Origin of the sequence: Prosthecobacter sp. (assembly GCF_034366625.1) — a bacterium.
Classification (GTDB): domain Bacteria; phylum Verrucomicrobiota; class Verrucomicrobiia; order Verrucomicrobiales; family Verrucomicrobiaceae; genus Prosthecobacter.
Window position 1 is genome coordinate 274,495 of sequence record NZ_JAXMIH010000010.1, and the last position, 15,946, is coordinate 290,440.

The 15,946-nt window shown below is 60.8% G+C and carries 13 protein-coding genes; 7 read left to right on the forward strand and 6 right to left on the reverse strand.

Features of this window, described 5'->3' with window-relative positions; translation table 11 throughout:
• Positions 1–429: 429 nt before the first annotated feature.
• The gene (gene fbaA, locus U1A53_RS13660; RefSeq protein ID WP_322281721.1) at positions 430–1,461 is read right to left on the reverse strand and encodes a class II fructose-bisphosphate aldolase; all 1,032 of its coding nucleotides are present in this window, start codon (positions 1,459–1,461) and stop codon (positions 430–432) included.
• A 111-nt stretch (positions 1,462–1,572) separates the two neighbouring features.
• Entirely contained in the window at positions 1,573–3,213 is a 1,641-nt protein-coding gene (locus U1A53_RS13665; RefSeq protein ID WP_322281723.1) for an autotransporter outer membrane beta-barrel domain-containing protein, read from the reverse strand.
• 256 nt (positions 3,214–3,469) lie between these two features.
• Here U1A53_RS13665 and U1A53_RS13670 point away from each other — a divergent pair, with 256 nt between their 5' ends.
• The 7 genes from U1A53_RS13670 to U1A53_RS13700 all read left to right on the forward strand — a co-directional run bounded on the left by U1A53_RS13670 (position 3,470) and on the right by U1A53_RS13700 (position 10,896).
• Complete coding sequence (locus U1A53_RS13670) at positions 3,470–4,312, forward strand: MotA/TolQ/ExbB proton channel family protein (RefSeq protein ID WP_322281724.1); 843 nt, start codon at positions 3,470–3,472, stop codon at positions 4,310–4,312.
• A complete protein-coding gene (locus tag U1A53_RS13675; RefSeq protein ID WP_322281725.1) occupies positions 4,309–4,725 on the forward strand; it encodes a biopolymer transporter ExbD in 417 nt (138 codons plus the stop codon). Before U1A53_RS13670 ends, U1A53_RS13675 begins: the two co-directional genes overlap by 4 nt.
• Before the next feature lie 6 nt (positions 4,726–4,731).
• Positions 4,732–5,592, forward strand: a complete 861-nt coding sequence (locus U1A53_RS13680; protein ID WP_322281727.1) for a TonB C-terminal domain-containing protein — start codon at positions 4,732–4,734, stop codon at positions 5,590–5,592.
• Between the two features lie 9 nt (positions 5,593–5,601).
• Positions 5,602–6,819, forward strand: a complete 1,218-nt coding sequence (locus tag U1A53_RS13685) for a hypothetical protein (protein WP_322281729.1) — start codon at positions 5,602–5,604, stop codon at positions 6,817–6,819.
• 54 nt (positions 6,820–6,873) lie between these two features.
• Positions 6,874–7,365 carry an OmpA family protein gene (locus U1A53_RS13690; RefSeq protein WP_322281731.1) on the forward strand — a complete coding sequence of 164 codons (492 nt, stop codon included), beginning with the start codon at positions 6,874–6,876 and terminating at the stop codon, positions 7,363–7,365.
• 102 nt (positions 7,366–7,467) lie between these two features.
• The gene (locus U1A53_RS13695) at positions 7,468–10,197 is read left to right on the forward strand and encodes a PVC-type heme-binding CxxCH protein (RefSeq protein ID WP_322281733.1); all 2,730 of its coding nucleotides are present in this window, start codon (positions 7,468–7,470) and stop codon (positions 10,195–10,197) included.
• Between the two features lie 30 nt (positions 10,198–10,227).
• Entirely contained in the window at positions 10,228–10,896 is a 669-nt protein-coding gene (locus tag U1A53_RS13700; protein WP_322281735.1) for a hypothetical protein, read from the forward strand.
• 9 nt (positions 10,897–10,905) lie between these two features.
• Here the strand turns inward: U1A53_RS13700 and U1A53_RS13705 are convergent, their stop codons facing one another.
• The 4 genes from U1A53_RS13705 to U1A53_RS13720 are packed head-to-tail and all read right to left on the reverse strand — an operon-like array spanning position 10,906 to position 15,842.
• Complete coding sequence (locus U1A53_RS13705) at positions 10,906–11,553, reverse strand: LysM peptidoglycan-binding domain-containing protein (protein ID WP_322281737.1); 648 nt, start codon at positions 11,551–11,553, stop codon at positions 10,906–10,908.
• A gap of 52 nt (positions 11,554–11,605) precedes the next feature.
• On the reverse strand, positions 11,606–12,355 hold the full coding sequence (locus tag U1A53_RS13710; protein WP_322281739.1) for an ABC transporter ATP-binding protein: 750 nt from the start codon (positions 12,353–12,355) through the stop codon (positions 11,606–11,608).
• Positions 12,355–14,166 carry an efflux RND transporter periplasmic adaptor subunit gene (locus tag U1A53_RS13715; protein ID WP_322281741.1) on the reverse strand — a complete coding sequence of 604 codons (1,812 nt, stop codon included), beginning with the start codon at positions 14,164–14,166 and terminating at the stop codon, positions 12,355–12,357. The genes U1A53_RS13710 and U1A53_RS13715 overlap by 1 nt, the downstream gene beginning before the upstream one ends.
• Entirely contained in the window at positions 14,163–15,842 is a 1,680-nt protein-coding gene (locus U1A53_RS13720) for a TolC family protein (protein WP_322281743.1), read from the reverse strand. Before U1A53_RS13720 ends, U1A53_RS13715 begins: the two co-directional genes overlap by 4 nt.
• Positions 15,843–15,946 lie beyond the last annotated feature (104 nt).

Genomic DNA, 15,946 nt, shown 5'->3' on the forward strand with positions numbered 1-15,946 from the left:
GTTGACGCGCTGTGGGCGGATATTGAAGAGTGAAAAATATCCCCAGGAAGAGGCCATCACTCAGCACCGCACCAAACAAGACCCGAATTCCCTCTCCCAACAACCGGTGGCGGTGTGGCCTTGGCCGTCGGCGGGTGGGATCGCCTGAAGGGGCGGCGCGGCTGGTTGGCTCATGGGGTGCTTGTGCCATCGCCGAGTCTTTGAACAAGCCCCACGGCTCAGCAATCGGCTGAAGGAGCCTGTCGATGGCATGGCTCGGTGCTTTCGCAGATTCAATCTGTGGAACCGCAAACTCAATCTGCGGGACATCCGGCGTTCCCACTGTGGAAATGAAGGAGAGAGCGGCTGGAAGACCGACAGGCTGAAAAACAAAAAAGGCAGCGCCGGAGCGCTGCCTTTGAGTGGATGAATGTCGTCGTGCGGTAAGGGTCAAACCGTGCCGAAGATGGTCTTGCCGGTGCTCAGGAGGTCGTTGCAGGCTTCCTTCATGCGGTCGCAGAGGCCCTGCTCGCCTTTCTTGAGGTAGCTGCGGGGATCGTAGGTCTTCTTGTCGCCGACTTCACCGTCGATCTTGAGAACGCCGGCGTAGTTCTTCATCATGTGATCGACGATCGGACGGGTGAAGGCGTACTGGGTGTCGGTGTCGATGTTCATCTTGATGACGCCGTAGCCGAGGGTCTCGCGGATTTCCTCCAGCGGGGTGCCGGAGCCGCCGTGGAAGACGAGGTCCATCTCGGCTGCCGCGCCGTGCTTGGCGGTGACGGCGGCCTGGCCGTCCTTGAGGATGGTGGGCTTGAGCTTGACGGCGCCGGGCTTGTAGCTGCCATGGACGTTGCCAAAGGTGGCGGCGAACATGAAGCGGCCGATGCCGTTGAGGGTCTCGTACACAGTGACCATGTCCTCGGGGGTGGTGTAGAGCTTGTCCGCAGCGACGCCGCTGGTGTCGTGGCCGTCTTCCTCACCGCCGACGACGCCAGCCTCGACTTCGAGGATGATCTCGTGCTTCACGCATTCGGCGAGGAGTTCTTTGGAGAGGCGCATGTTCTCAGCGAGCGGCAGTTCGGAGGCGTCAAGCATGTGGCTCTGGAAGAGGTTGTTGAGGCCTGCGGCGCGGCGCCTGGCGGTCTCGGCGATGAGCGGCTTGAGGAAGCTGTCCACCTTCTTCGGCTGGCAGTGGTCGGTGTGGAGGCCGACGAGGATGTTGTACTTTTCCGCCAGGCGATGCGTGGCCTCGGCGAGGACGATGGCCCCAAAGGCCTGGTCTTTGAGCGCGGTGCCGGAGGCGAACTCACCACCGCCGGTGGAGACCTGGATGATGCCGTCAGACTTGGACTCGGCGAAGGCCTTCAGCGCACCGTTGATGGTGGTGATGGAGGTGACATTGATGGCTGGGTAAGCATAACCGCCTTTTTGGGCGGCATCGAGCATGGCACGGTATTGGGCGGGGGTGGCGACGGGCATCTTTGGGTGTGTGTTGGGGAGTTGAGCGCCGAAGGGGAGCAAGATTCGGGCCGGGTGCAAGGGAGGCTTCGGTTGGGCGGCCGGTGCAGCCAGAAGCGGTGACCTCCTGCTTCAGAATTTGTAACTGAAGCGCACGCCACCAAAGTGGGCCTGCATGTCGCTGCGGAAAAACTGGCCCTGATAGGTGAGCAGCATGCTGAATGCCGGACTGAACTCGAAGTTCACGCCTGAACCAGCCACCATGTAATCCTGACCGGGAGATTGGTTGCCGCCGGCGGCGCTGAAGGGCGCATTGATCGCCGAGACGCTGGTGCCGTTGTTGCTGAGGTGCTGCCGCTCATAACTCAGGCGCACCTGCGGTGTGATGGTGGCCCAATCGGTTTTGAGCCTCTTGGACACCGACCAGCCCACGCGGGTGACGAGGGACTCGAAGCTCTGACGGGCATAGCGCAGCGCGGCAAGACCACCGCCTGTTTCACTATAGCCGTCCAAACTGCCATGCAGCCAGTCGATGCCGGCAAAGGGTCCGGTGACCAGCGTGTTGTTCTGGAAGCGGAAGTTCCAGCCGGTGTTGTATTGGATGGCGTTGGTGTAGGCGCGGGTGCTGCCATTGGCGGTGGGAATGCCGGGGCCGGGATTGCGCGCGGTGTCGAACTCGTAAGCGCCGAAGCTGTAGAGCAGGTCGCTCCAGAAGTTGCGGCGTACGAAGGAGAGGTAAGCGGAGAGAGCCGGACCTTCGAGATCGAGGCTGCCAAGCCCCCCTGTGTAGCTCTGGTGGCTGGAGAGGAAGGAAACGGCGAAGCCAAGGGTGAGGCCACGGGAAAGATGGCGCTCGATGCCAAGACCGGGAGCCCAGGAATCCACCTTCACACCCGCCTGACCGCCGACGGCGTTGAGGTTGACGTTGCCGTAATTGACGGTGGTGAAAACTTCCCACTGACGGGAACGCCGCACGCGCTTGGCGATGGGGTTCTCAGGACCATCCCCCTGCCCCTCGATGACGCCCTCGTCCAGCGAGGAAGCGATGCTGCCGTCGGAGGACTCCTCGCCACCGCCAGCGCGAAGATTGAAGAGATGGTTGTTGAGGTCGCCAAGCACCGTCTGACCTCCGGCGAGAAGCGCCTGCCCCTGCGCATTGGCGAATTGCAGACCGCCTTCCACATCAATCAACGTGGCGTCCACGGAGAACATCAGACCACCACTGCCACTGTCGATAAAAATCACGACGTCGTTCAGATCAAGCGGGCCGTTAAGGGTGGGGCTGGCAGGACCATTCGCCAGGATCAGCGTCTGCCCGACGCCTGTGGTGGACTTGTCCCAGAGGTAGGTGCCGCCGCCAGTTCCAACTTCCGCGAGCACCCAGAAAGAGCTGTTGGCAGCAAGAGGGACCAAGCCAGAACCGGTGTAGGTGTAGCTGCCGGCCGTGGAGGGGTTGGATGAACCGGAGAGGGCTTCCACCAAACTGAGAGAAGTCGTTGCCCCGGTGTTCAACGTTCGGAGACTCACTGAAAACCCGCCCAGAGTGCTGGTGGCATCGCTCATCTGTAGCGTCACCGAGTTCAGCAGGTAGTTCCTGCCAGGCACGGTGAAAGGCTGGGCCTGCGTTCCCGGCCCCTCGTTGGTGATCCAGTTGATAACACTGTCGCCAGTGGGATAGGGCATCACCTGGCGGCTGCCACCCGCCGCGGTTTGCGAATAGATCGTCTCTGACCACACAGGCATGGCCCCGCCGAAGAGGTGCAGTGCCAGCATTCCAAGGATGGAAAAAGATCGAGGGCAAGGAGGAACACGAAGGATCATGACTATGGATTTAATGAATGAGACGCGCCTGGTTGAGCAGGGCGACAAGGAGCAAGTTCCGACATGCTTTCAAGAAGTGCTTTGCACGCCAAGATCACGGACCACAATTCCTCCATCACCGCCATCTCCCCACACTCGTCAGTTGACGCCAGACAGTTAAGGTTCTTTAACTAGCGGCAACTTCCCTCCCTCTCCCGCAATGCCGCCCATGGAATCCCTTCTCTCGCCTGGCCTGCAATATGGCCTGGAACACAGCACTCTGACCTGCTGGATCATCTGCGGCATCCTGGCGCTGCTCTCGATCACAAGCTGGGCGGTGATTTTGAGCAAGCACTTCCTGCTCTCCCGTGTGCACCGTGCGAACCTGTCCTTCCTGCGCGAATATCGCGACAGCAATCATGCACTGGAGCAGTTTCAACGACGCGAGCATCATGAGTACTCGCCCTACTACCACATCTACCATGCCGCCTGCCGGGAGATGGCGTGGTATCTGGTGGGTGAGGATGAACCGGGCGAGACCTTCGCCGCACGGCTGCAAGGAGCAGGACGCATCACGCCTTCGCAAATGGGCGCTGTGCAAAGCGCCATGGAACGCAGCGTGGCGGAGGCGTCCCTGCGGCTCGAAGCACGCATGAGCTGGGTGGCCACCGCGTTGAGTGGTGCGCCGTTTCTCGGTTTGCTCGGCACCGTCTGGGGGATGCTGGACACCTTCGCCATGATGACGGCTTCCGAGAGTGCCGCTGATCTTGCGGCTCTGGCACCAGGCATCACCACCGCTCTCGTCACCACGGTGCTGGGCCTGCTCGTGGCGATTCCGAGCATGGTGTGTTACAACTCCCTCGTGAACCGCATCCGCGGCATGGTCGTGCGTCTGGACAACTTTGCCAGCGAGCTGAGCGCCGGCCTTGACCGCACCTTTGTGGACCATCGTTTCAGCACCGAGATTCTGCCGAGCATGAGCGCCCTCGGCAGCCCGTCCATGCCCGCCTTCACTGGCACCAACGCATCCCCCTTGCCTGCGGCCATGCACGCCGCCCACCTCCGCGCATGAAACGTCATTCGAACCGGCATCAGCTCCGCCTCATCACCGAGATCAGCCTTACCCCGCTGCTCGATCTGGTGCTCGTGCTGCTGTTTGTGTTCCTGCTGACCGCTCCGTTGCTCAAAGCAAGCAAAGGGATGCCAGCCGCAGGCGCCCCGGCTCCTGCAAGCGTGATTGTTCCGGCGGAAACGATGACGCTGGTGGTAAATCATGACCAATCCGTCACGCTCGACGGCGCCATGCTCGCGCGGGCGGATCTGCCGGCCTCATTGAAACAGCTTGCGGAGCGCCGCCCCGGCCTCGGAATCCAAGTGCGCATCCATCGCGATCTGCCTGTGCATCAGCTTGTGGAAACGATGCACATGCTTGAAACCGCAGGCATCCGGAAGACCGCCGTCACAACGCATGCGGACGAACCCTGATTCACGATGAAACGCAGTCGTCCCACCACGCTGGAACCGATCTCGGCGGCGATGTTTGTCATCGTGTCGCTGCACATCGCCGCAGCGTTCGGTGTCTGGTGGTGGCGGCAGGAAAATGGAGCCAGACAACGAAACGCCGGGGAATCACAGCTTGCCTGGATGTATCCCAGTGATTTCAAATTGTCCATGCCGCCCGCTGCCACCCCCGTTTCCAAACCTGTGGCAGCAGCACCGAAGGCCGCCAAGATCACGACCGCCGAACCGAAGAAAACGGACGATCCACCCGTGCAAAAGGCCACGCTGGTCGCCGCACCACCGCAACAGCATCAAATGGTGCCGGTGCCGAATGAATCAGGCACGCCGCTGTTTGCCTCCGCCTCACCGCCATCCAAGCCTGCCGCCAACCGCAGCATCACGCTGCGCCGGGCACCCGAAAAGCCCCTTGCCACCACACCCTTTGGCTCTCCTGCTCCACCGATGGCCAGCCCCACGCTGCTGGACATCGCACGCCTCAACACCCTGCGTCCGACACCCCCGCCACCGCCTGAAGACAGCGACGCGGCCGCCAAGGTAGAAGTGAACCTGGACGCCGTCGATGAAGCCGTGAACACCGCGTTCCTCACCACTTGGACCGCTCCGCCCATTGATGCCGTGCCCGTCGCGCAGCGCGAGGCGCGGTTGAACATTTCCATCGGCAAGGATGGCACCATCTTGAAGGCGCAGATGAGCAAGTTCTCGGGTTCGCATGCCCTGGACCAGTCCATTCTCGAGGCCGCCGGCCAGGTGAAAAAAATTTCCGCAGCACTGCCTTCAAATTTCTCCAAAGACAGCTACGATCTGGAGTTGAACTTCCTCCTGCTGCCCTGATCCCCACGCATGAACGCACGCGCTCTGCTTCTCACTCTGGCCCTCGCCGCCTGCCACGGCACGCAGGCCGAGGCTGGCATCTTGGACACCGTGCGCGGCTGGATCGGCCTGGGCGGCAAAAACAAGAGCGCGGAGTCCAAGAAAACGATGCCGCGCATTCTCATCGGCACCTTTACCGGTGGTACCGGGGCCAGCGCCCAGCAGGCGCTGCGCAAGGAACTGCTGGACTCGCGCGAGTTCTTCGTCGCTGGTGCGGAGGAAAAGATCGATTACACCGTGGAAGGCTCCTCCATCGGCGGGCGTGTCACCGGCAGGCTGCGTGATGCCAAAGGCAAGGAGCTCTTTCAGCGCAGCTACGCCGCCCCGGGCCTCGATGAAAACCTCAAGGCGCTCACCGACGACGTGATCTACACCATCACCGGCAGGCCCGGCCTCGCCACCAGCCGCATCGTCTTCGTCAGTGATAAATCAGGCCGCCGCCAGATTTATGTCTGCGATGCCGAAGGCGGTGAAGTGCATCAGGTCACGCATGACAAACACGGCGCCGTCTCCCCCTCGCTTTCGCCCGATTCCTCGATGGTCGCCTTCACCAGTTATCGCAGCGGCTTTCCCATCATCCGGCTGCTCGATCTGAATGTCGGCTGGGAACGTGGTGTCACCGACACGCCCGGCAGCAGCTTTGGCTCGGCGTTCTCCCCCGATGGTACGCATCTCGCCGCCGTGATGAGCTTCATCGGCAATCCCGAAATCTTTGTCAGTGACCTCAGCTCAAACACCGCCGCCTGTGTGAGCGATTCCATCGGCGCGCCCTCCAGTCCTTCCTGGAATCCCGATGGCAAACACATCGTCTTCTCCAACGACGACGGCAGTGGTCCGAAGCTCTACATCGTCGAAGTGCCACAGAAGGAAGGCGATGCCTCACGGCTCTTTCGCTGGCGCACCGGCTACCACTTCTGCACCGACCCCGAATGGTCGCCTGACGGCCAGAGCATCGCCTTCACCATCCGCAAAGGCGGCGAATGGACGGTCGCCATCAAACCCTATCCCAACGGCAGTGTGCGCATCGTTCAGGCCAGCGGTGCCCAGCACCCGTCGTGGAGTCCCAACGGGCATTTCATCACCTACGTCCAACATGGCGAGCTCTTCGTGCATGACCTCCGCAGCGGCAACCGCCGGTCCCTCCTGCGTGGCTTCGGCCACATCACCGAACCCCGCTGGATGAGATGAAAAATGACGAATGACGAAACCAGAATGACGAATTCTCCACCAACTCCGGCACGCGTGAATGTTCTGGCCACATTCATCATTCGTCATTCGCCATTCGTCATTCTTCTTCTCCTCCTTCCTTCCTGCGGCAGCATTCCGATGCCCGATTTCCTCAGGAATCCCTCCGATGAAGCCGTCGTCTATGCCCTCGGCCCCCGGGATGGTTACACTTCCCCCTTGAACGGCAGTCTCAAGCCCGCCTGCCCGGCGCTTGAGTTTGACGACGAGAGTTTCAAGACCACCGAGGCGCATGAACGCGCCATCCGCACCGTCGCACGGGAGATGCAGGAGAACAAAAAAGCCACCCTCCTCCTCGCCGGTTACGCGCCGCCGAATCTCCCGCAGGATCACGCCCGCTCCCTCTCTGAACGCCGTGCCCTGGCCGTGCGCCAGCGCCTCATCGAACTCGGCATCGAGGCCGCGAATCTGCAAACCGTCGGCTACGGCAACGATTTCTCCCCCAGCGGCCCGTCCTCGGCCGTGGTCGTCATCTACCGGCAGAATTGATGTCTGGAAGACGGGTCTGTACCAAGCTTCATTCCGTTCTCCCCGCAACTCCGGTCACTCGGCAAGATCATTTCACTTCCCTCGTTCCTTCCGCTCCCAGTCATGCCCAATCGTAACAACCTCCTCGTCGTACTCGCTCTCGTCGCTCCACTGGCCTTGCTCGCCGCCGCGCCAGACAAACCGAACAAGCCCAAGAAGGAAAAAGGCCCGTTCGTGGCTGCCAAACCTGCTTTCACGCCAGATTATAAAAATCCCGCGTTCGACCCCGCCAAGGTAAAGCCCGATCATTTGGAGCCGAGTGCGTTCAAAGTGCCCGAGGGTCTCGAAATCACCGTGTGGGCCACGTCACCGCAGTTGTTCAATCCGGCAAACATGGACATCGACCACGCGGGTCGCATCTGGGTCACCGAGGGCGTCAATTACCGCCGCCACAGCGGTCGCAGCCGCGAGGGCGATTGCGTCCGCGTTTTGCAGGACACCGATGGCGATGGCAAGTGCGACACCAGCCATGTCTTCGTGCGTGAGAAAGAACTCGAGTGCCCGCTCGGCGTTGCCGTGTTCGACAACGTCATCTTCGTCTCCAACACGCCCAACATCATCAAGTACACCGATGTGAACCGCGATTTGAAGTTCGATCCTGCCGTGGACAAGCGCGAGGTCTTCCTCACCGGCTTCGAGCAGCCGCAGCACGATCACAGCCTGCACAGCGTCTATGCCGGACCCGATGGCCGTTTGTATTTCAGCAATGGCAACTGCGGCGCTCAATTCAGCGACAAAAGCGGCAACACCTTTCGCATCGGCGGCGCTTACCTGAACAACGACTACGCCGGTCAGAAGAGCGATGACGGTCACGTCTATGTCGGCGGCTTCACGGCGAGCATTGACCCGAGCGGCCACAATGCGAAGGTTCTCGGCTACAACTATCGCAACAGTTACGAAGGCGTACGCACCTCTTTCGGCGACATGTTCCTCAACGACAACGATGATCCACCCGCCTGCCGCGTGAGCCATCTCATCGAAGGCGGCAGCTTTGGATTCTTCTCCCGCGACGGCAAACGCCAGTGGCGTGCCGACAAACGCCCTGGCCAGACCATTCCCGAAGCCGAATGGCGTCAGGATGATCCCGGCAGCATCCCTGCGGGCGATGTCTATGGCGGCGGCGCTCCCACCGGCATGTGCTTCTATGAAAACGGCGCCCTCGGCGACTCATGGAACGGCCTGCTGCTGAGCTGCGAAACCGGACGCAACGTCGTCTTCGGCTACCTGCCCAAACCCAACGGCGCGGGCTTCAAACTCGAACGCTTCGACTTCTGCACCACCAACACCACCGGTGTCTTCAAAGGCAGCGACTTCGTCGGCGGCGCGAACAACCTCTCTGACGACCGTCACACGCTCTTCCGACCCAGCGATGTATGCGTCGGACCCGATGGCGCGGTTTACATCACCGACTGGTTCGACAAACGCACCGGCGGCCACCAGGACACCGATGAAACCTGCAGCGGCACGATTTACCGCGTCGCACCCAAAGGATTCAAACCGCAAATCCCCGCGTTCAATCTCGACACCGTCGAAGGACAGCTCGCCGCACTGCAATCACCCGTGACCAACGTCCGTCACGTCGCCTTCACGCGCCTGAAGGAAGCGGGAACCTCGGTGCTGCCGCAGGTTCTTAAACTGCGAGACCATGCCAATCCTTACATCGCCTCCCGTGCCGTCTGGCTCGTGGCACAACTCGGCGAGAGTGGCATCATCGCCACGCGCAAGTGGCTGGAATCTGAAGATCCCATCAGACGCACCGTCGCGCTGCGTGCCATCCGCTCCGCCACCAATGATGGCATCGAAATTCTCAGCAGCATGGCCGCCGATCAGTCGCCCATGGTCCGCTGCGAGGTCGCCGTGGCCATGCGCGATGTTCCTGCCGCGCAAAGCGTGCCGCTGCTCGCAGCGCTTGCCCGCCACATTGATGGCGGTGACCGCTCGCAGCTCGAAGCCTGGGGCATCGGCTGCACCGGCAAGGAAACGGAAGTTTGGAACGCCCTGAAGTCCGATGGCGACTGGAGCGAAGGCTTTGCGCATCTCACCTGGCGCCTCCATCCCGCCGCCGCCGTGCCGGAACTGCAACAGCGTGCCTCCAACGGCAAACTCACGCCCGCTCAACGCAAGCTCGCGCTCGACACCCTCGCCTTCATCCCCGAAGCCAGCGCAGCCAAGGCCGTGCTCGCTTTGGCAAAGGATAAAGCCTCGCCGATCCACGCTGACATCATGTGGTGGCTCATCAAACGCAGCACCGATGAATGGGACGCCTTCGGCATCGCCGAGGCGCTCAAGAAGGAAGGCATCTTCGATCCCGAGAGTGCCAAGATCGTCGAGATTGTCACTCCGCCCGTCATTCCCAGCACGCTGAAGGTCGCTGATGTGCTCAAACTGAAGGGCAATCCTCAAAACGGCGCCCAGCTCGCGACCCGCTGCATCATGTGCCATCAGATCAACGGACAAGGCGTCGAGTTCGGCCCCAACCTCGATGGCTGGGGGCTCAGCCAGCCTGCGGAGATCATCGCGCAGTCCTTGATCGAGCCGAGCAAGGACATCGCCCACGGTTACGACGGCCAGGAACTTCAGCTCAAAGACGGCACCACCATCCACGGCATGCTCCTCACCGAAGGCAAGATCATGATCGTCCGCAGCATGGGCGGCCAGAACCAGTTCGTGCCGCAGTCCCGCGTGAAAAACCGCAAGAAACTCGACCGCAGCATGATGCTCAGCGCCACGCAGCTCGGCTTCAGCGCGCAGGATGTCGCGGACATCGTTGCGTATCTACGCACAGGCAAATGATGAGCAGTCACTCCGCCTTCCTCCTCCAATATGTCCCGCTTTCGTCTCTGTTTCCTTGCCGCAACACTCGGCCTCAGCAGTTGCAGCACTCCCACCGCGCCGGAGCCGGCCGAGTTCAAGCTGTCCCCTGCGGGCATCCGTCAGCAGTTTCCCGCCACTCGCACCGTGGGAGTCGTCGAACTGTTCGCCAAGGAAATCGAAACCACACGAGATGAACAAGGCGTTGAAACCCATCTGGCCACCGGCGGTGCTCTATTGATCAAGCAAGCGATAGACCCCATCTGGGCGCATGCTCCCAGCATCCTGGTCACCCCCGACTTCGCCGAGGTCCGCGGCAAGGCCACGGTGAAAAAAGACCAGCAACTTTACATCGGCAAAGAAGATTCCACCAAGTTCATCATCGAAAAGTCTGACATCATACCGACGGGACCGCATGCCATCCGTGCCATTGCCAGCGTCGTGAATGCTCCCGCGACCACCGAGCCAGAAAACCTCACTCCGCCTGTTCAGGAACCATCCGCCGAGGTTGCAACGAAACCCGAGCCTCCTCAGCCGCTTCCCAAACCTGCCCGCAAAGCTGTTTCAAAGCCCGCTGCCAAACCCAAGCCTGCGCCGCCGCCGGACAAACCGAAATCTCTGCCCGCAGACGAACGCGCCAAACTGCTGAATCTCATGCGCGCGCCCAAGGATCCCACCTGAGCCGCTCCCTCAAAACGCCCAGCGATACGGCGCGTTGTGGATCAGCTTGTTCTTCGGATAGGCCGAGATTCGCACCTGATTCTTCGAGTTCCCGCTGAGCAGCCACACGTTTGTGGCATCAAGCGCGTGCAGGAAACCGATGTGACCGCTGCTGGCTTGATCGGTGGTGAGCGGCTGCAAAATGCAGATGGCTCCATACGTGGCGGCCACGGGGCGGCCCCAGCTCCACCAGTCGGAAACTTTGGCGCTGCCCTTTGGCTGGTAGCCGGCACGAAGCACGCACCAGTTCACGAAGGCGGCGCACCAGGCGGTTTCATCGTGCAGCAGATTGCCGCTGATGCCGCAACTGCGCAGGTATTCGAGGATGCGCGGGTTGTCGCCATTCGTCCACTCCTGCACACCGACTTCCATGATGGCGATCTGCATCCACGGCGGCGGTGCGGCGAAACTCGTCGGTGCAGTGGCGACTGTCTCAGGCGGCAGACCGGTGACGACACCGCTGACGTTCACAATCTGCCCAGGAAACAACACTTTCCAGTTTCCTGAACCCCACTCGACCAAACCAGGGTTCAGCTTTTGGAATTGTCCGAGAGTCATGCCGAAGGATTTCGCAATCTTCGAGGGATTGTCGCCAGGTTGGACGGTGTATTGAGCCATGGGCAGGATCATTGCCGCGCCCTTTGGAAAAGTCACTGCTCATTTCGACCACTCAGGCCGCAGGCGCGTAATGCTCGCCGATGACCTTGCCGCGCAGGCGCGCGGCCTTGGCTCCAGCCTGATCGTATTCGAGCAGGCCGTCACGCAGACGGATGATGCGCGTGCAGCGTTCGACCATGCGCTCGTCATGAGTGACGAAGACGAGGGTTTTGCCCTGCTGGTTGAGTTCGTCGAAGAGATCGAGGATTTCCTTGCCCGACTTGGAGTCGAGATTGCCGGTGGCTTCGTCGGCGAGGATGACGATCGGGTTGTTGGAAAGCGCCCGTGCGATGGCAACGCGCTGCTGCTGACCGCCGGAGAGTTCATTGGGCTTGTGATAAAGACGGTGCTCCAAACCGACCTGCGTGGCAAGCCGTGTGCCGGTTTCGATCATGTCGGAGTCCTTGGCCCCACCGTAGTACATGGGCACGGCGATGTTTTCGATGACACTGAGCTGCTGGATGAGGTTGTAGCTCTGGAAGATGAAGCCGAGGTTGCGATTGCGGGCCTCGGAGAGGTCGTCATCATCGAGATGCGCCACATTCTGGCCACCGAGGAAGTAATCGCCGCTGGTGGGCTGGTCGAGACAGCCGAGCACGTTGAGCAACGTGGATTTGCCGCAGCCGGACGGGCCCATGATGCAGACATATTCGCCAGGATAAATGGAGAGCGAGACCCCCTGTAGCACGTGCTGGGTGGTGTCACCCATCTGGTAGCTCTTGCAGATGTCCACCAGTTTGATGATGGGATCGACAGGCGGCATCACGGTTTCGCGGCGGCAATGTCTTTATCCTTGGCCGGTTTCGGCTTGGCAGGCGCCGGTGCCTCACCAGCGGGTGCCGGCCTGCCACCACCGTTGATCGCCTCGATTTCAGATTTCTTTGGCAAAGTCAGCGCCACGGCTTCGCCGCCCTTCAAACCGTCCCTCACTTCGATGAACTCGTCATTGAACAGGCCGGTGTTGATCGCACGGCGCTCCAGGGTGCCGCTGTTGTTGATGTAGCAGAAGTGCTGGTCTTTCTCGACCTCCACAGACTGCACCGGCACGTAGAGCACATCGGCAAGCTGATCGACGATGATATCGACCTTGGCATTCATGCCGGGCTTCATCCACGGGTGGTAGCCATTGATGTGAATCGTGCAGGGATAGACCTTCAAATTCGGTGTGTAGCGGCTGCTGGTGGAGTCCGGCAGGATGGCCAGCTCAGCGACGCGGCCGTCGAGCTCCTTGCCCGGCTCGGCATCGACGCGAACCTTCACCGGCTGGCCGATGCGCACCTTTTTGATTTGGGACTCATGCACGTTCACCTTCACGCCCATCTGGCTCATGTCCGGGATGGTGAGCATCGTCTGGCGCAGGCGCACGGAAGCGCCCTCTTCGATAGGATAGTTGTAGTTGTAGTTGGAGCCGGCGTTTAGATCCCCGTAGGCGACGAGACCCGGCTGGGCGGCCTTGATGACGCAGGCTTTGAGCTGGTGTTCCAAAGCCTCGCGTTGGGTCAGCTCCATTTCGTAGCGACGCTTCGCGGTGGAGAACCTCGTCTCGGCCTGGGCCATGCGGGAACGGTTCGCACGGATCATGCGCTGGAGTTTGTTCAAAGCCTCCTGGTATCCTGCAACAAGGGTGGAGCACATCTTGCTGAACTCGTATTTCTTGAACAGGGCGAGCTGCGTCTCCGCCGTCTTCACCGCCAGCGCCACCTTTTCCAGCGTCACCTGATCGTTCTCAAGCTGCGCCTGGGCGATGTATTTCTTGTCGGCGAGACGTTTCGAGGCCTCCGCCTTCTGCTTGGCGACGGCAAGTTCGGAACGGCGCAGGAGCAGTTCATCCTCAAGCTGACGCCGCTTCTGCTGGGCTTCGCCGTCACTGGCCGCTTTCTGTTCCAGGAAAGGCGTGAAGTCGATGCGCTCCGAGGGCGTGGTAAGCGCGGCCTTTTTGGTTGCCGCAGGCTTGGCCTTGTCATCTGTCTTCGCTTTGGTCGTGTCTGTGGCAACGGGCGTGTTGGCCTGCGTTTCGAGCACATCGGCGTATTTTTCAAAGGCATTCACGTCCTTCGGCAAACCGGCGGTGCTCAGGATGGCGGCAGTGACATCGCGCCCGAGGTATTTCTCGAAATCCATCAGGGCGAAGATCGCGGTCTGCTTCGTGTCGCGCACGAAGCTCTGGTTTTCGCTGCGCTGAATCTCGCGGTTCTCATCAGCGTCGATGTAGGCGGAAACGGTCGTCTGGAACTCGATCTCGTGATTCTGGATGCGTGTTTTGAGGTCAGTGTTGTCGAGTTCGATGAGCACCTTGCCTTCTTTCACATCCTCTTCGGTGATGAGATAACCTTCCGGAATGAGGCTGAGAATTTTCGTGGGGATTTCGATCTCGCTCTTCACCGCAGTATTTTGAAGGGCGCGGATCTCACCGCCTTGCAGCACGTTGATCTCCAGCGGCCCGCGCTGAACCACAAAAGTGGCCACCTGCTCGGATTCATCCACACTGCCAGACATGAGCCACCAGCCGGCACCGCTCAATGCGACGATGGTTGCTGCGGCGACAAGCCCCTTGATGGTCTTTCCCTTCTTCATTCTCCCTTTGGCTGTTCGTTTTTTAATACGTCCACCCACGAGCCGTCTTTCTCGATAAACAGGACGCCCATGTCACGCCAGAGCTGCAATCTCACCAGCGCATGATTGATCTGGGTGGAGACGATCAGGTCGCGCGTGGTGTTCATGTCGCGCTGTGCATCGACGAGGTCGATGGCCGTTCCCTGCCCCTCCGCGTTGAACGCTTCTTCGACCTCAAGACGCGCGCTGCTGATCTCCAGGCCGCGTCTGGCCAGATCGTACTGTTTGCGCGCCACTTCAAGATCACGCCATCCCGATCTGACATCGCTGCGAACCTCCTCCTCGGCGAGTTCCAGTTCCCGCCTTGTGCGCTGCTCGGTCACCATGGAGGCGCGCAATGAGTTGCGCTCCGGCTTTGTATTCAGATTCAGATCAACGCCGAGGCCCAAGGTCGTGCTGCGATTCCGCGGTGTGAGCGAGAAGCCATTGCGATCCGGGTTGTCGAGAATGTTGTAATTCACCAGTGAGTTCACCGAGGGCAGAATGTCCTGCTTGGCGATCAACACACGGCGGCTGGCATCTTCCATGCGGTCCCGCGTATTCCATAGGTCCATGCGCGTGGTCAGCGCGGTGTCGATGGCCTCATCCAGTGTTCCCTTCGGATCATAGATTTCGAGATCACTCATGTCCTTGTAGTCCAGCACGATGCGTGCGGTCACAGGCAGGCCGAGCAGGATCTTCAAATCATCCAGCGCCTGCTCATAATTGCGTGTGGCGGTCAGCCAGCTTCGCTGGAAGCTGATCTGCGACTGCAACAGACGGCCGAGGGACGATTTGCTGCGCAGGTTTGCCTCCGCCATCGCCGTTTCACGCTGCACCACCGCGTTGAAAGCCATGTAGGCAATGTGGGCATTGCGGGCGGACTCACGCGTCTGGATCGTGCGGAAATACTGCGTCGCCACGTCCACCGCGAAGGTCTTGCGGTACTGCGTGAAGTTGCGGATGGCGTAGAGCACGTTGCGCTCTCCCTGCGTGAGCACCTCCGAGGCCGCGAGATAGCCCGCGCCACGCAGCAGCGGCTGTGTGAGTGTGAATCCGAGCTCCGAGGCCCCGGAATCACGACCGCCGGTGAAGAAGCGGATGAAATCCGTTGTGAGATTGGTCGCGAGACGCGCTCCGGTGCGTGTCAGGGTGGAAAACCCAAGGTCGCCGCTTGTCGTCAGCGTGGAGGTGCGCACCAGGTTGTTCACGCCGCTTTGCACCTTCGTGCTGTCCAGCGTGCCTGAACCGCCTCCGGCAAAAATCGGCGTGTACTGCTGCCGCGTCAGCGTCAGATCCAGTGCGGAGAGATAAACGATCTCCTTTTGCAGCAGATAGTTGCGATTGCGATGCACCGCAAAGTTCAGCGCGTCCGCCAGGCTCACCACGCGGGCGTTGTCCTCCACGAAGGCCCGGTCTCCCAGGAAATCGACCTTGCCTGTGCTCTTGCGCAGTTCCTCCATCCGCACCGGCGGCGGTGGGGTGATGTCCAGGATCGCCTGCCCCGAATTCGGCACCTTGCTGGCTTTCTTGCGCAGCAGGCCAAAAACCTCCTTGTCCGCCCACTTTTTGTAGGATGCCGCCGTGCAGCCAGTCAGCACCAGCGCAAGCAGCGTCATCGACGCGGCGGCAGGCTGGAAAAGGCGGTGTTTAGGCATGAGTTCAGAGACCGGCTTAGACTGGGGCCGGAAGGTTGGTTTTGGGGGGCTGTGCTATACGGGCCGGCTGTCACCTGTCTATCGTTGGAGTGGACAAAACCTCT